Here is a 15,375-nt window from a genome sequence, read left to right as displayed (position 1 = left end):
GGTCAGCGCAGGGGTTCGCGGCAGCGGAGGTCGCGGTAGGGGCCGTCGAGCCTGACCCAGCCGTCTCCCGGCGAGGTCTGCATGCAGGCGACCTGGCCGTCGAGCTTACTCTGCCATTTGTAGAAGGGCGCCGGCGCGGCCTGCGCCGCGAGGCCGGAGAAACCCGCCAGGACGACACCGACGAGAAGGGGGAAAAGTGTGCGCATCGACATTCCGGACCCGAAACACAAGGAACTCAGACAGACACTCTAACCCCTGCGCCACGCCGCTCCAATCCTCGGTCGTCCGATTGCCGCCGGGGAGATTTTCCTTGCACGAATGACAGCAGGGTTGCAGCGGGACAACTAGACTTCCCCCCAGGTGCGGATGAATTGCGCAGCTACAGGCGGTGCGAGCATGGGTGCATCAGAACGATCCACGAACGACCCTTCCGAGCTGCAACCCTGCAGTCTCCCTGCCTCCGCTTCTCCTCGAAAAAGCCGTCTCCGCCAACGCCTGATGCTGATCGGCTTCGCCTTGCCGATCCTCGCCGCGGTGGGCATCGTGGTACTTCACGAAGCGCACACCTCGCGGCTGCAGGCACGCGAGCTGGCACGCTACGCCGCGACCCTGGACTACGAGGTGCGCCAGGGTCCCAGCGAGGCCATCCTGTTCCCGGCGGACGGCCCCTTCGACCGCCGCCTCGGCTACCAGTTGCTGCCTTCGTTCATGCAGCGCCTGTACGACCGCGACTACGCCATCACCCGCCAGGCGCACTTCTCCCCGGCGCTGATGCGCTACGCCGAACACCGGCTGTTCCCGCCCTACGCGGAAAAGGCCCAGGCCGGGCTGGACATCGCCGATTGCCGCGGCGTGCCGATCTACGACTTCCGCTATCCGCAACGGCGCTACGCGAACTTCGCCAGCCTGCCGCCGCTGGCGGTGCAGAGCCTGCTGTTCATCGAGAACCGCGACCTGCTCGATCACGAACGCCCCTACCTCAACCCGGCGGTGGACTGGGGTCGCTTCACCCAGGCGGCGCTGTCGCAGGTCGGCAAGATGCTCGGCTTCAGCGCGCACTCCTCCGGCGGCAGCACCCTGGCGACCCAGATCGAGAAATACCGCCACTCTGCCGAAGGGCGCACCGGCAGCATCGGCGACAAGCTGCGGCAGATGCTCTCGGCCAGCGTACGCAGCTATCGCGAAGGCCCGGCCAACTTCGCCGCGCGCCAGGACATCGTGCTCACCTACCTCAACTCGGTGCCGCTATCGGCGGCGCCGGGCTACGGCGAGGTCACCGGCCTGGCCGATGGCCTGTGGGTCTGGTACGGCGCCGACTACCGGCAGGTCGGCGAGGCCCTCGACGGCAAGGCCGGACTCGCCGCCCAGGGCCTGGCCCTGCGCCAGGTGCTGGCGCTGATGATCGCCCACCGCCGGCCTTCCTTCTATCTGGCGCCGCGCGGCCGCGACGAGCTGGACCGGATGACCGACAGCCACCTGCGGGTCCTGACCCAGGCCGGCGTCATCGAGGCGCCGTTACGCGATGCGGCGCTGGCGCAGAAGCTGGCGTTCCGCGACCCACGCAGCCAGCCGACGGTGCAACCGCTGCCGACCAACAAGGGCGTGACCCTGGCTCGCACCCGCCTGGCCGGGATGCTCGGCGTGCCACTGTACGACCTCGACCGTCTCGACCTGCGGGCCAATACCACCCTCCAGCACGAGTTGCAGGAAAGCGTCACCGCCTACTTGCAGAAACTCGCCGACCCGGACTACGCCGCCCAACTCGGGCTGATCGGCGAACGCCTGCTGACCCCGACCTCGACCCGCTCGGTACGCTACAGCTTCACCCTGTTCGAACGTACGCCGAGCGGCAACCAGGTGCGGGTGCAGACCGACAACACCGACCAGCCCTTCGACATCAACGAAGGCAGCAAGCTGGAGCTGGGCTCCACCGCCAAGCTACGGGTGCTGGCCAGCTACCTGGAGACCGTCGCGCAGATCCACCGCGACTATGGCGGCATGAGCGTCGCCGAGCTGCGCAAGGTGGAAGTGGAGCCGCTCGATTTCATCCTCCGCTGGGGCATCGACCACCTGGTCGCCAGCCGCGACCGCGATCTTTCCGCGATGCTCCAGGCGGCCATGGAACGGCGCTATTCGGCCAGCCCCTACGAGAGCTTCTTCACCGGCGGCGGGCTGCACACCTTCAACAACTTCCGCAAGGAAGACAACGGCCGCCGGCCGATGCTGCTGGAAGCCCTGCGCGAATCGATCAACCTGCCCTTCGTGCGCCTGCTGCGCGACCTGATCCGCCACGACATCTACCAGAACGCCGGGAGCAAGGTGCAATTGCTGGCCGACGACAAGGACCCGCGCCGCGCCGACTACCTCGACCGTTTCGTCGACAAGGAAAGCCAGGTCTACCTGCGCCGCTTCTGGGTCAAGTACCGCGACAAGGACGCCAACCAGCGCCTGGAGACCTTCCTCGACGGCCTGCGTCCCTGGCCGGTGCGGCTGGCTGCGATCCATCGCTACCTGCAGCCACAGGCCGACCTGGCGAGCTTCAGCGCCTTCCTCCGCGAACGCCTGCCCCGCGGCAGCCTGACCGACAAGCGCGCCGCCGAGCTGTACGAGCGCTACGGCCCGGGCAAGTTCAACCTCAACGACCAGGGCTACGTCGCCCGCGTGCACCCGCTGGAGCTATGGCTGCTCGGCTATCTGCAGAAGCAGCCGCAGGCGACCTTCGGCGAGGCGGTGGCGGCCAGCGGCGCCGAGCGCAAGGAGGTCTACGGCTGGCTGTTCAAGTCGCGGCACAAGAACGCCCGCGACAAGCGCATCCGCATCCTGCTGGAGGTGGAGGCCTTCCTCGACCTGCACCAGCAATGGAAGAAACTCGGCTATCCCTTCGATCACCTGGTGCCGTCCTACGCCACCGCCCTGGGCAGCTCCGGCGACCGCCCGGCGGCGCTGGCCGAACTGATGGGGATCATCGTCAACGATGGCGTGCGCATGCCGACCCTGCGCCTGGAGCACCTCGACTTCGCCCTGGGTACGCCCTACGAGACGCGCTTCGCCCCGGAAGCCACCCTCGGCCAGCGGGTGATGACCTCGGAGGTCGCCGCCACCCTGCGCAACGCGCTGTCCCAGGTGGTCGACGCCGGCACCGCGCGGCGCCTGCAAGGCACCTTCAGCCGTCCGGACGGCGCACCGCTGGTGATGGGCGGCAAGACCGGCACCGGCGACAACCGCCTGCAGACCTTCAGCGCCGGCGGCCACGTGCGCAGTTCGAAGGCACTGAACCGCACCGCCACTTTCGTCTTCTACATCGGCCCGCGGCACTTCGGTACCCTCACCGCCTACGTCGACGGCAGCGAGTCGAGCCAGTTCAAGTTCACCTCGGCCCTGCCGGTGCAGGTACTCAAGGGCATGGCACCGCTCCTCAGGGACTACCTCGACCCACGCACCGCCACCCGCTGCCAGGTACCGTTGTCGCCGCAACAGATCGGCCGCCTGTAGCGGTTCAGCGCACCGGCCAGTACCAGGCCGGCCGGTCCAGCTCGCGCAGCCCCTGGATGCGGGTCTCGCCGAAGTCCTTCTCCAGCCCCAGCGAATGGCATTCCGGGTGTTCTTCGAGCGTCGCGACAAGCCGCGCGGCGTGCGACACCACCAGCACCTGGGAGTGCTGCGCGGCCTGGCCGACCAGGCGCCCGAGGGCCGGCAGCAGGTCGGGATGCAGGCTGGTTTCCGGTTCGTTGAGCACCAGCAGCGCCGGCGGCCGCGGCGACAACAGCGCGGCGATCCACAGCAGGTAGCGCAGGGTGCCGTCCGACAGCTCCGCGGTGCGCAGCGGCCGCAGCAGGCCGGGCTGCTCGATCAGCACGTCGAAGCGCCCTCCCGGGTTGTCGATGTGCAGGCGGCTGCCGGGAAAGGCATCGTCCACCGCTTCGTCCAGCGCCGCCGCATCGCCGATCTCGCGGATGGTCTGCAGGGCCGCGGCCAGGTCGGCGCCGTCGGCGCCCAGCACCGGCGTATGGGTGCCGATCTGCGGACGCCGCGCCGGTGCCTCGGCGTCGCTGCGGAAATGGTCGTAGAAGCGCCAGGAGCGGATCCGCTCGCGCAGGCCGAGCAGTTCCGGCACCTGTCGCGGGTCCACCGCCGCGCCCAGCATGCTGTCGAAGGTGGCGAGGTGCTGCGCCGCCACTTCCCAGCGACCGCCGCCGCCGCGTGCGCGCAACAACGGCCCGCGACGGTCGACCAGGACATTGGCCGGGCGCAGGAACGGGCCGGCCCAGATGCATTCGCGCTTGATCACCGGGTCGAGACCGAACTTGCTCTGGCTTGGCTCCGGCAGGCCGAGGTCGATGCAATAACCGAAATCCTCCCCGGCGAAGCCCAGGCGCAGATTCACCGACTGCCGGCGCACGCTGCCTTCGATCGGCTGGGCGCCACTGCGCATGGCCCGGCTGATGTCCTCCGGTCCCGCCCACAGGGTCGATGGCAGGCCGCCCTCGCGCGCCAGCGACGGGATCACTTCGCCGCGCGCGCTGTCCGCCAGCAGGCGCAAGGCCCGGTAGACGTTGGACTTGCCGGCGCCGTTGGCGCCGGTGATCAGGTTCAGGCGCCGCAGCGGCATCACCAGGTCGCGCAGGGTGCGGTAGTTGGACACCGCCAGGGTGGTCAGCATGGCTGCTCTCGAAGGAACGGAAACGCGGCCGATTGTAGGCCAAATGCCGCATCGCTTACTTGAGCACGGCCACCCCGGCGACGATCAACCCGACAGAAATCAGCTTCACCGCCGTCAGGCTCTCGCCAAGCAGCAGGACGCCGAGGAACACCGTGCCCAGCGAACCGATCGCGGTCCAGATCGGATAGGCGACGCTGACCGGCAACTCGCGCAGCGCCAGGGTCAGGAAATAGATCCCGCCGATCGCCGCGACCACCGTCAGCAGCGATGGCCAGAGCCTGCCGAAGCCGTTGGAGAACTTCATGCCCATGGCGAAGGCGACCTCGAAGGCCGCCGCCACCAGCAGATGGAACCAGGCCATGGCGGCTCCTCAGGCCGACCGCGCCAGCGCCAGCAGGCGCTGTTCCGCCTCGGCGCAGGAGTCCTCGAAGGACCTGCCGCCGGATTCCTCGCCTTCCGCCGCGACCACCGTGACCTCGTCGATGCCGATGAAACCCAGCGCGGTGCGCAACCAGGGATCGGCGTGGTTCATCGCCTGGTTCTCGCCGCCCGGGCCGAAGCCATGGCCACCGCGACTGGTGACGATCAGCGCACGCTTGCCGCGCAGCAGCGGCCGGTACTGGGCGACGCCATTGTCGAGGACGAAATCGAAGGTCACCCCGAGGCGCACGATCTGGTCGATCCAGGCCTTCAGGCCGCTGGGCACGCTGAAGTTATACATCGGCGTGGAGATCACCAGCAGGTCGCTGTCGAACAGTTCGCCGACCAGTTGGTCGCTCAGCGCCAGATCGGCCTGCATCGCCAGCGAACGCTGTTCCGGCTGGGGATGGAAGGCGGCGGCAACGAAGGCCTCGGTGACCGCCGGAAGCGGTACCCGGCCGACTTCGCGGCGAGCCACGCGGGCCTGCGGATGGGCTTCGCGATAGGTCGCCAGGAAAACCTCGGCGAGACGCCGGGATTGCGAGCGATCGCCTCGCGGGCTGGCATGCACTGCAAGAATTCTACTCATCTGTATCTCCTTGGATTCGGCTAGACTCGAATGGCCTCAAGGCCCTTCTCCTGGAGCCAGAAATTATTGGCAGCGGGGGTTCCCGACAAATGAGCAATAGTTGTTCAGGGTGAATTCAGTTCACCCATGGAGATTCCCATGTTCGCTTCCCTGCCGCTGACCGCGTTGCGCACCTTCGAATCGGCGGCCCGCCAGTCGAGCTTCAAGGCCGCCGCCGAGGAGCTTGCGGTAACGCCAACCGCGGTTTCCCACCAGATCCGTTCGCTGGAAGCCTGGCTCGGCGTTCCGCTGTTCCAGCGTCTGCCACGGAAAGTGCGCCTGACCGACTGCGGCGAACGGCTGTTCCGCAGCCTGCACGGGGCCCTGCTGGAAATTTCGCAGAGCGTCGACACCCTGCGTCCGCAGCGCAGCGGCGGCAACCTGACGGTCTCCACCACCCCGGCCTTCGCCGCCCTCTGGCTGGTGCCGCGTCTCGGCCGCTTCTACGCCGCGCACCCGCAGATCAACCTGCGCCTGGACACGAACTGCGAAGTCCTCGACCTGCACCAGGACGCCAGCATCGACCTGGTGATCCGCTACAGCCTCGACGACTACCCGAACTTCTACGGTCTCTGCCTGTTCGACGAATGCTTCGCGGTCTACGGCTCGCCGGCCCAGGTCGCCCTGGCCGGAGAACGGCAGCCGACCCTGATCAGCGTGCGCTGGCACAACTCCAGGCTCTACGCCCACGGCTGGGAGGCCTGGTGCGCGCAGGCCGGCGAAGACTGGATGGAGGGCCAGCCGGTGATCCGCCAGTACGACGAGGAGCACTATGCCCTGCAGGCGGCCATCGCCGGCCAGGGACTGGTGCTGGCCAGTTCGATCCTGGTTTCGGAAAGCGTCGCCAGCGGCCTGCTGCAACCCTACAGAGCGGATATCAGTGTCGACGGCGCCGGCTACAGCGCGCTATGCGTGCCCGGACGGGAACGTCATCCGCCGGTGAAGGCATTCTTCGAATGGCTGAGGCTGGAGGCACGACAGTCGGGGCACGCTTGCCGGCTGGAGCGGGACGCCTGAGCGGCGCGGCGGGACAGGAACAACGCGGCTGCCGTTATCCGTCCTGCGCGGCCAGGCGCAGCAGCCGCCGGAAAAAACGACGGCCCGCACCTTGCGGGGCGGGCCGTCTCCATGCGCGGGCGCTTCACGCGCCCACAGGCTCGATCAGCGCTGGGTTACCGGAGCGGCAGAACCCTGGTGCGCCTCGCGGTACTCCTGCTCCGCATCGTCGAAGCGCTTGAGCATGCTCGTCGAAGGCGCCTTGCCGAGCAGGCTGAAGACGACGATGGCGACGCTGGCGAAGAGGAAGCCGGGGATGATCTCGTACAGGCCGGTCCAGCCCAACAGGTTCTTCCACAGGATCACTGTCGCTGCGCCGACGATCATGCCGGCCAGCGCACCGTTGCGGGTCATCCGCTTCCACAGCAGGGAGAACAGCACCAGCGGGCCGAAAGCGGCGCCGAAGCCGGCCCAGGCATAGGACACCAGGCCGAGCACGCGGTTTTCCGGGTTGGCGGCCAGCCAGATGGCGATCACCGCCACCAGCAGCACCATGGCGCGACCGACCCAGACCAGTTCCAGCTGGCTGGCGCCCTTGCGCAGGAAGGCCTTGTAGAAGTCCTCGGTGAGCGCCGAGGAGCAGACCAGCAGTTGGCAGCTCAGGGTGCTCATGACCGCGGCGAGGATGGCGGACAGCAGCACGCCGGCGACCCACGGGTTGAACAGGATCTTGGCCAGCTCGATGAACACCCGCTCGGGGTTGTCGCTGACCGCGCCGGCCTGCTCCGGATGCGCCTGGAAGTAGGCGATGCCGAAGAAGCCCACGGCCACCGCGCCGCCGAGGCAGAGGATCATCCAGGTCATGGAGATGCGGCGCGCGGCCGGGATCGATTTCACCGAATCGGCGGCCATGAAGCGCGCCAGGATGTGCGGCTGGCCGAAGTAGCCCAGGCCCCAGGCCATCAGCGAGATCACGCCGATGAAGGAGGCGCCCTTGAGCATGTCGAAGCTGGTCGCGTCCTTCAGCTCGATGGCGGTGAAGGTCGGCTCGACGCCGCCGGTGGCGAGCATCACGATCACCGGGGTGAGGATCAGCGCGAAGATCATCAGCGAGGCCTGCACGGTGTCGGTCCAGCTCACCGCGAGGAAGCCGCCGATGAAGGTGTAGGCGATGGTCGCCGCGGCGCCGGCCCACAGCGCGGTCTCGTAGGAGAGGCCGAAGGTGCTCTCGAACAGGCGCGCACCGGCGACGATGCCGGAAGCGCAGTAGATGGTGAAGAACACCAGGATCACCAGGGCCGAGAAGATCCGCAGCAGGCGGCTGTTGTCCTCGAAGCGGTTGGTGAAGTAGTCGGGCAGGGTCAGCGCGTTGCCGTTGTGCTCGGTCTGCACCCGCAGGCGGCCGGCGACGAACAGCCAGTTGAGGTAGGCGCCGACGATCAGGCCGATGGCGATCCAGCTTTCGGACAGGCCGGACAGGTACACCGCGCCGGGCAGGCCCATCAGCAGCCAGCCGCTCATGTCGGAGGCGCCGGCGGACAGCGCCGTGACGAAGCTGCCGAGGCTGCGGCCACCGAGGATGTAGTCGGAGAAGTTGTTGGTGGAGCGATATGCCGCCAGGCCGATCAGGACCATGGCCGCGATGTAGATCACGAAGGTGATCAGCGTGGGCGTATTGACACTCATAGGGACTCCCCTATTGCTTGTTTTTATCCGGGCCCTTGCGTGTGCAAGCAACGGGTAGCGGGCCCTTGGTTGGCAGAATGGCGCTTGTGGCGTCACTCCGTGAGCGCTTGCCGGAGCAAGCCGGAAACGTGGGTGGCCTCAAACGAGTCCGAACAGGCCCACGCCTCACGATCCCTCCCCTGTCGGGCAGGGAAAATCGTCCTTTATGGTCCGCTCCGGGCACGCACCGGAACGGCGGTCATTTCCCTCGGCGTCCGCCACGGCGAACCCCGGAAACCGACCCGGGCGCCAAGGCGCCCGGGAACGGAGTATCACTCGGCGTCGGCCAGCGACAGCAGCGACGCGTTGCCGCCCACCGCGGTGGTGTTCACCGACGTGGTGCGCTCGCTGACGAAACGCAGCAGGTAGTTCGGCCCGCCGGCCTTGGGACCGGTGCCGGACAGCCCGTGGCCGCCGAACGGTTGCACGCCCACCACCGCGCCGATCTGGTTGCGGTTGATGTAGAGGTTGCCGACCCGCGCCAGCTCTTCGATGCGACGGGCGGTTTCCTCGTTGCGGCTATGGACCCCCATGGTCAGGCCGAAACCGGTGGCGTTGATCGCCTGCACGACCTTTTCCAGGTCCTGCGCGGCATAACGCACCACGTGCAGCACCGGGCCGAAGTTCTCTTTCTTCAGCTCGTCGATGCCGCTGATCTCGAACGCGACGGGAGCGACGAAGTGACCGTTCAGGTTGCCCGGCACCTTGGTCTCGGCGATCAGCTTGCCGGCGGCCTTCAGCGCGGCGATGTGCTGCTCCAGGCCGGCCTTGGCCTCGGCGTCGATCACCGGGCCGACGTCGCTGACGCGCACGTCGGTCGGGCCGACCTTCAGCTCGGCCATGGCGCCCTTGAGCAACTCGATCACCCGCTCGGCGATGTCCTGCTGCACGTACATCACGCGCAGCGCGGAGCAGCGCTGGCCGGCGCTGGTGAACGCGGATTGTACCGCATCCTTGATCACCTGTTCCGGCAAAGCGGTGGAATCAACGATCATCGCGTTCTGCCCGCCGGTCTCGGCGATCAGGGTGGCGATGGCGCCGGGCTTCTCGGCCAGTTGGCGGTTGATGATGCGGGCGGTGTCGGTGGAGCCGGTGAAGGCCACCCCGGCGACCCGCGCGTCACGGCAGAACACGCCGCCGAGGGTGGCGCCGTCGCCCGGCAGTAAGGCGATAACGTCCTTCGGCAGGCCGGCTTCGAACATCAGTTCGACGGTGCGCGCGGCGATCAGGCTGGTCTGCTCGGCCGGCTTGGCCAGCACGGTGTTGCCGGCTACCAACGCGGCACTGATCTGGCCGAGGAAGATCGCCAGCGGGAAGTTCCACGGGCTGACGCAGGCGAAGATGCCGCGGCCTTCGTAGAACAGTTCGTTGCGCTCGCCGGTCGGGCCGCGCAATTCCTCGCGGACCAGGCGCTGGCGGGCCTGCTGGGCGTAGTAACGGCAGAAGTCGACCGCCTCGCGGATCTCGTCGATACCGTCCTGCAACGACTTGCCGGCTTCCAGGGTGCACAGCGCCATCAGCTCGCCGCGCTGGGCTTCCAGCAGGTCGGCGAGACGCTCGAGGATGCCGGCACGCTCGTCCACCGGGGTGGCGCTCCAGCGCGGCCAGGCCGCCTGCAACACGTCGAGGGCCTTGCCGGCCTGCTCGGCGGACGCGTACTGGACGCTGCCGACCAGCCTCTCCAGGTCGTACGGGCAACGCACTTCGTGGGCCGGGCCGGAAAGTTTCTCGCCGTTGACGATCGGCGCGGCTTGCCACTGGCGGGTCAGGTGCGGCTTGTAGGCGAGCTCCAGCTCGTTCCACTGGTTCTGGATGTTCATGTTGATGCCCTGGGAGTTTTTCCGCCCGGCGCCGAAGATCGCCTGGGGCAGAGGGATACGGTCGTTGGCCAGCGTCTTGAACTGGCGCAGTTGGGTAACCGGGTGCTGGATCAGCGTCTCCACCGGCACGCGCGGGTCCACCAGCTTGTGCACGAAGGAAGAGTTGGCGCCGTTCTCCAGCAGGCGGCGGACCAGGTACGGCAGCAGGTCCTTGTGCGCGCCGACCGGGGCGTAGATGCGCACGTTGCGGCGGTACTTCTCGATCACCGTGTCGTACAGCGCGTCGCCCATGCCGTGCAGGCGCTGGAACTCGAAGTCGCGCTCCTCGCCGCCGGCGGCCCTGGCTTCGTCGGCCAGGGCGAGGATGGCGGTCACGGTGTGGGCGTTGTGGCTGGCGAACTGCGGGTAGATCACCTCGCGGGTGTGCTCGCTGAGCAGGTAGCGGGCGCAGGCCAGGTAGGAAGTGTCGGTGCCTTCCTTGCGGGTGTAGACGGGGTAGCCATCGGCGCCCTGCACCTGGCACTGCTTGATCTCGCTGTCCCAGTAGGCACCCTTCACCAGGCGCAGCGGGATGCGTGCGCCAAGCTCGCGGCCGAGCAGGGTCAGCCATACCAGCACCGGCAGGCAGCGCTTGGAGTAGGCCTGGATGACCAGGCCGAACTCGCCCCAGCCGGCGATGGCCGGGTCGCGCATCAGCTTCTCGTAGAGTTCGAGGGACAGCTCCAGGCGATCGGCTTCCTCGGCGTCGATGGTGATGCCGACGTTCAGCTTGCGCGCGCGCACCGCCAGTTCCAGGACGTTGGCGAACAGCTCGCTGAGCACCCGCTCGCGCTGCGCCACTTCGTAGCGCGGATGCAGCGCCGAGAGCTTGATCGAGATCGACGGCCGCGGCCCCGGACCGACCTGCGGCTCGGCGCCGACGGTGTCGATGGCCTGGCGGTAGTCGGCCATGTATTTCTCGGCGTCGGCGGCGGTCAGCGCGGCCTCGCCGAGCATGTCGAAGGAATAGGTGTAGCCCTGCTCGCGGCATGGACGACCGTTCTTCAGCGCTTCGGAGATGGTCCGGCCAAGCACGAACTGCTTGCCCATCAGCTTCATCGCCTGGTTCATCGCGGCGCGGATCACCGGTTCGCCGGAGCGCTGCACCAGCCGGCTGATGACGCTCGGGGCGCGGCCGTCGGTGCGTTCGTCGATGTTCACCACCTTGCCGGTCATCACCAGGCCCCAGGCGGCGAAATTGACCAGAACGTTGTCGCTCTGGCCGAGATGGCGCTGCCAGTCGGCGGCGGACAGCTTGTCGCGGATCAGCGCGTCGGCGGTCGCCGCGTCAGGCACACGCAACAGCGCCTCGGCCAGACACATCAGCATCAGGCCTTCCTGGGTGTCCAGGCTGTATTGGCGCAGGAGTGCGTCGAGGGTATCGACGGCGTTGTCCCGGCTGCGCACGGTTTCGATCAGTGCGCGGGCGTTGCGGCGGATAGCCTCGATGCCGTCGGGACCGGGGTCGGCGAGCTGCAGCAGTTCGCCCAGGTAGGCTTCCTCGTCGACCGCGTAGTTGGCGCTGATGACAGGGAAGAATTCGGCTGCGGACCGGGTCTGGTCCTCGCCCTGCAAGACGTGACTGGCTTTGAACATCACGCCCTCCTCTTGTGGAGCCATTGTTATTGAAAGAAGTCCGGCCAGGCGTCCATTGCCCGGGGCACCGCCGCCGACGGGTTGTGCCGGCGGCGCGGCACGTCCTGTGGCGCGGGAATACGGATCAGTATGGGTCAGGCCCATTCCGCCGGCGCGAGGCACCAGCGGATAGCGGAATGTAGTGGCTGCGAGAGGGGCGATTCTTGCGAAAGACTCTGGAGTTTTTGCGGAAAACTCCTGGCCGCGGAACTTTCCCGTTCCTCTTCGCCGGCAGGCATGCGGACATTGCCGCTGCTCGTCGGCACGACGCCATGCAGAGTGGCTACGCGGGTCTATCGACACAAAAAGAAATAATATAACATCCCAATAAATACGCCGATCCGACCCCGTCGCCCCTCCTCCGGGAAGGGCCTGTGTTCGCTTTGGCCTGAAAAAAGTCCGACCCATGACCATGGAGCCCGCAATGTCCTCTTCCGGCCTTTTCCCTTCCCGTCCGCTCTGGCCTCTCACGCCACTGGCGCTGGCCTGCCTGATCGTTTCGGGGGAAACGCTCGGCGCCGACGGCCGCACCAGCGAATTGCCCTCCCAGGTGATCACCGCCAACCCGCTGGGCAACGAATCTCCCGCCACGCCCAGCAGCGTGCTCGAAGGCGACGAGCTGACCCTGCGTCAGAAAGGCAGCCTCGGCGAAACCCTCAACGGCCTGCCCGGGGTGTCCTCCACCTACTTCGGACCGGGCGCCAGCCGACCGGTGATCCGCGGCATGGACGGCGACCGCATCCGCCTGCTGCGCAACGGCGTCGGCGCGCTCGACGCCTCGTCGCTGTCCTACGACCACGCGGTGCCGGAAGACCCCAACAGCGTCGAGCGCCTGGAAGTGGTACGCGGCCCGGCCGCCCTGCTCTACGGCGGCAATGCCATCGGCGGGGTGGTGAACAGCTTCGACAACCGCATCCCCAGCGAACCCGTCGACGGCATCCACGGCAGCGGCGAACTGCGCTACGGCGGCGCCGACACCACCCGTAGCCGCTCCGGCGCACTGGAGGCCGGCGACGGCAACTTCGCTCTGCACGTGGACGCCGCCAGCCGCGAGTTCAACGACGTCAGGATTCCCGGCTACGCCCATTCCAGCCGCCAGCGGCAGATCGACGGCGACACCGGCAAGCATCGGGTGCAGAACAGCGACGGCCGCCAGGACGGCGGCGCCGTCGGTGGCTCCTATCACTGGGAGCACGGTTACGCCGGCCTCTCCTACAGCGGCTATGACAGCAACTATGGCTCGCCGGCCGAGGACGACGTGCGCCTGAAGATGCAGCAGGACCGCTACGCCTTCGCCTCCGAGATCCGCGACCTCGAAGGCCCGTTCACCTCGCTGAAGCTGGACGCCGCCTATACCAAGTACGAGCACAAGGAAATCGAGGACGGCGAGACCGGCACCACCTTCAAGAACGAAGGCTACGAAGGCCGCATCGAGGCCCGCCACCGCCCGCTCGGCCCGCTGAACGGGGTGGTCGGCGCGCAGTTCGCCAACAGCCGCTTCTCCGCCCTCGGCGAGGAAGCCTTCGTGCCGCACACGGAAACCGACAGCGCCGCGCTGTTCGCCCTGGAGGAATGGAAGCTCAGCGACCGCCTCGACCTCAGCTTCGGCGCCCGCCTGGAGCACACCCGCGTGGACCCCGACGCCAAGGGCAACGAGCGCTTCGCCGAGAACGACGGTTCACAGAGCTTCACCACCGGCAGCCTGTCCACCGGCGCGGTGTACAAGCTGACGCCGATCTGGTCGCTGGCCGCCACCCTCAGCTACACCGAGCGCGCACCGACCTTCTACGAGCTGTACGCCAACGGTCCGCACGCCGCCACCGGCACCTACGAGGTAGGCGATGCCGACGCGGACAAGGAAAAGGCGGTCTCCACCGACCTCGCCCTGCGCTTCGACAACGGCGTGCACAAGGGCAGCGTCGGGGTGTTCTACAGCCGCTTCTCCAACTACATCGGCCTGCTCGCCAGCGGTCGCCATCGCAACGAGGAAGGCGAAGTGGTCGCCGCCAGCGACGACGAGGCGCTGCCGGAATACCTCTACAGCGGCGTTCGCGCGGACTTCTACGGCGTCGAGGCGCAGGACCGCATCCACCTGCTGGAAAGCCCGTACGGCAACTTCGACCTGGAACTCTCCGGGGACTACACCCGCGCCAAGAACAAGGACACCGGCGAACCGCTGCCACGCATCGCCCCGCTGCGCCTGAACACCGCGCTGATCTGGGAGTTGCAGCAGTGGCAGGCGCGGGTCGACGTCGAACACGCCGCCTCGCAGCACCGCGTGCCGGAGGAAGAACTCTCCACCGACGGCTACACCACCCTCGGCGCCAGCCTCGGCTACAACTTCGACCTCGGCGAGAGCCGCTGGCTGGCCTTCGTCAAGGGCACCAACCTGACCAACCAGACCGTGCGCTACGCCAGTTCGATCCTGCGCGACCGGGTGCCGGCGGCGGGACGCGGCATCGAGGCGGGGGTGAAGGTGGCGTTCTGAGACAGGCCGTGCGGGACGAATTCGCTCGGCGGATGACGTCCGCGCCGTTATCCGTATATGGACTCCTGCCGGTAGGGCGAATAACCGCCTGCGGTTATCCGCCGAAGGTGGCGGACGGCGCTCAGCCCTTGCGCAGCGACTTCGGCGTCAGCCCTAGGTAGCGGCGCATCGCCGTGGTCAGCGCGCTCTGGCTGGAGAAGCCGCATTCCTCGGCGATCCGCACCAGGGGCAGGCGGCTTTCCCTCAGCAACCGCGCGGCGCAGTCGAGGCGGACCTTGAGCAGGTACTGGTGTGGGGTCAGGCCGACGCTGTCCTTGAACTGCGCATGGAAATGGCTCGGGCTGAGACAGGCGACCTGGGCCAGTTCGGCGACCGTGATGCGTCGCGCCAGGTTCCGCACGATATGCGCGTCCAGGCGCTCCAGGTCGAGCGGCCCGCTGGCCGCCAGGGGCTGCTGCTCGCCGAACAGGCGCAGGTGCAGGGCGCGGATCAGCACTCCGCCGAGGGCACGGGTCAGCAACGGGTCGCTGCCGTAGCGGGCCAGTTCGGCGCCGGCGTAGCTGAGCAGGTTCTGGAAGTCGGCGTCCAGGGTCGGGTAGCGCGGCGCCTCGAACAGGCGCGCGAGCAGGTCGGGGTCTTCCGGGGTCGGGTTGTCCTCGCCCAGGTCGATGATCAGCATGCGGTTGTCGCCCACCCCGGCGAACACGTGGCCCGCCTCGCCCGGCACCAGGCAGGCGCGCATCCGGCAGACTTCCCCGCCACAGCCATTGACCTCGAATTCGGCGCGCCCGGCCAGCGACATCACCAGTTGGTGATGTTCGTGGGCGTGGGTGTGCGACTGGTCGGGCAGACGGATGAGGCGGGTGTCGAACATGAACGGCAACTGCTCAATTTTTGCGCACTCTACTCGACTTGCCCGACGCTGCCCAGCACCTTGCCGCAAGTGGTACCCGCGTACCGCGTG

Annotated in this window: 10 protein-coding genes; 3 read left to right on the top strand and 7 right to left on the bottom strand. The window is 67.7% G+C overall.

The features are described from left to right. Positions 1 to 2: 2 nt before the first annotated feature. A complete protein-coding gene (locus LT948_RS00615; RefSeq protein ID WP_009875978.1) occupies positions 3 to 212 on the bottom strand; it encodes a hypothetical protein in 210 nt (69 codons plus the stop codon). Positions 213 to 366: 154 nt separating this feature from the next. Here LT948_RS00615 and LT948_RS00610 point away from each other — a divergent pair, with 154 nt between their 5' ends. Next, the gene (locus tag LT948_RS00610; protein ID WP_003140922.1) at positions 367 to 3,492 is read left to right on the top strand and encodes a transglycosylase domain-containing protein; all 3,126 of its coding nucleotides are present in this window, start codon (positions 367 to 369) and stop codon (positions 3,490 to 3,492) included. A gap of 4 nt (positions 3,493 to 3,496) precedes the next feature. Here the strand turns inward: LT948_RS00610 and LT948_RS00605 are convergent, their stop codons facing one another. The 3 genes from LT948_RS00605 to azoR1 are packed head-to-tail and all read right to left on the bottom strand — an operon-like array spanning position 3,497 to position 5,669. After that, positions 3,497 to 4,660: an AAA family ATPase gene (locus LT948_RS00605; RefSeq protein ID WP_023092183.1), complete on the bottom strand. Its 1,164-nt coding sequence runs from the start codon at positions 4,658 to 4,660 to the stop codon at positions 3,497 to 3,499. Between the two features lie 55 nt (positions 4,661 to 4,715). Next, the gene (locus tag LT948_RS00600) at positions 4,716 to 5,021 is read right to left on the bottom strand and encodes a DMT family transporter (protein WP_023092184.1); all 306 of its coding nucleotides are present in this window, start codon (positions 5,019 to 5,021) and stop codon (positions 4,716 to 4,718) included. A gap of 9 nt (positions 5,022 to 5,030) precedes the next feature. After that, the gene (azoR1, locus tag LT948_RS00595; RefSeq protein WP_023092185.1) at positions 5,031 to 5,669 is read right to left on the bottom strand and encodes an FMN-dependent NADH-azoreductase AzoR1; all 639 of its coding nucleotides are present in this window, start codon (positions 5,667 to 5,669) and stop codon (positions 5,031 to 5,033) included. Between the two features lie 126 nt (positions 5,670 to 5,795). Here azoR1 and LT948_RS00590 point away from each other — a divergent pair, with 126 nt between their 5' ends. Further along, complete coding sequence (locus LT948_RS00590; protein WP_004348238.1) at positions 5,796 to 6,725, top strand: LysR substrate-binding domain-containing protein; 930 nt, start codon at positions 5,796 to 5,798, stop codon at positions 6,723 to 6,725. A gap of 144 nt (positions 6,726 to 6,869) precedes the next feature. Here the strand turns inward: LT948_RS00590 and putP are convergent, their stop codons facing one another. After that, on the bottom strand, positions 6,870 to 8,390 hold the full coding sequence (gene putP / locus LT948_RS00585; protein WP_003085592.1) for a sodium/proline symporter PutP: 1,521 nt from the start codon (positions 8,388 to 8,390) through the stop codon (positions 6,870 to 6,872). A gap of 311 nt (positions 8,391 to 8,701) precedes the next feature. Beyond that, positions 8,702 to 11,884, bottom strand: coding sequence for a bifunctional proline dehydrogenase/L-glutamate gamma-semialdehyde dehydrogenase PutA (gene putA / locus LT948_RS00580; protein ID WP_023092186.1), 3,183 nt, complete (start codon positions 11,882 to 11,884; stop codon positions 8,702 to 8,704). A gap of 463 nt (positions 11,885 to 12,347) precedes the next feature. On the opposite strand from putA, the gene LT948_RS00575 reads away from it, so the two are divergent. Then, on the top strand, positions 12,348 to 14,411 hold the full coding sequence (locus LT948_RS00575; protein ID WP_015503446.1) for a TonB-dependent receptor: 2,064 nt from the start codon (positions 12,348 to 12,350) through the stop codon (positions 14,409 to 14,411). Positions 14,412 to 14,532: 121 nt separating this feature from the next. Here the strand turns inward: LT948_RS00575 and LT948_RS00570 are convergent, their stop codons facing one another. Beyond that, positions 14,533 to 15,285 carry an AraC family transcriptional regulator gene (locus LT948_RS00570; protein WP_003085585.1) on the bottom strand — a complete coding sequence of 251 codons (753 nt, stop codon included), beginning with the start codon at positions 15,283 to 15,285 and terminating at the stop codon, positions 14,533 to 14,535. Positions 15,286 to 15,375: the final 90 nt, after the last annotated feature.

It is taken from the genome of Pseudomonas sp. CP-1 (assembly GCF_021213715.1).
Classification (GTDB): Bacteria; Pseudomonadota; Gammaproteobacteria; order Pseudomonadales; family Pseudomonadaceae; genus Pseudomonas; species Pseudomonas aeruginosa.
Note: the sequence above shows the minus strand (reverse complement) of the source record. Positions and strands in the feature narration are given on the sequence as shown.

Excerpts from the sequence above, each read along its gene's own strand:
- LT948_RS00610 (WP_003140922.1), top strand. The coding sequence starts at position 367 with ATGAATTGCGCAGCTACAGGCGGTGCGAGCATGGGTGCATCAGAACGA.
- LT948_RS00570 (WP_003085585.1), bottom strand. The coding sequence starts at position 15,285 with ATGTTCGACACCCGCCTCATCCGTCTGCCCGACCAGTCGCACACCCAC.
- LT948_RS00605 (WP_023092183.1), bottom strand. The coding sequence starts at position 4,660 with ATGCTGACCACCCTGGCGGTGTCCAACTACCGCACCCTGCGCGACCTG.
- LT948_RS00590 (WP_004348238.1), top strand. The coding sequence starts at position 5,796 with ATGGAGATTCCCATGTTCGCTTCCCTGCCGCTGACCGCGTTGCGCACC.
- putA (WP_023092186.1), bottom strand. The coding sequence starts at position 11,884 with ATGTTCAAAGCCAGTCACGTCTTGCAGGGCGAGGACCAGACCCGGTCC.
- LT948_RS00575 (WP_015503446.1), top strand. The coding sequence starts at position 12,348 with ATGTCCTCTTCCGGCCTTTTCCCTTCCCGTCCGCTCTGGCCTCTCACG.
- putP (WP_003085592.1), bottom strand. The coding sequence starts at position 8,390 with ATGAGTGTCAATACGCCCACGCTGATCACCTTCGTGATCTACATCGCG.
- LT948_RS00600 (WP_023092184.1), bottom strand. The coding sequence starts at position 5,021 with ATGGCCTGGTTCCATCTGCTGGTGGCGGCGGCCTTCGAGGTCGCCTTC.
- azoR1 (WP_023092185.1), bottom strand. The coding sequence starts at position 5,669 with ATGAGTAGAATTCTTGCAGTGCATGCCAGCCCGCGAGGCGATCGCTCG.
- LT948_RS00615 (WP_009875978.1), bottom strand. The coding sequence starts at position 212 with ATGTCGATGCGCACACTTTTCCCCCTTCTCGTCGGTGTCGTCCTGGCG.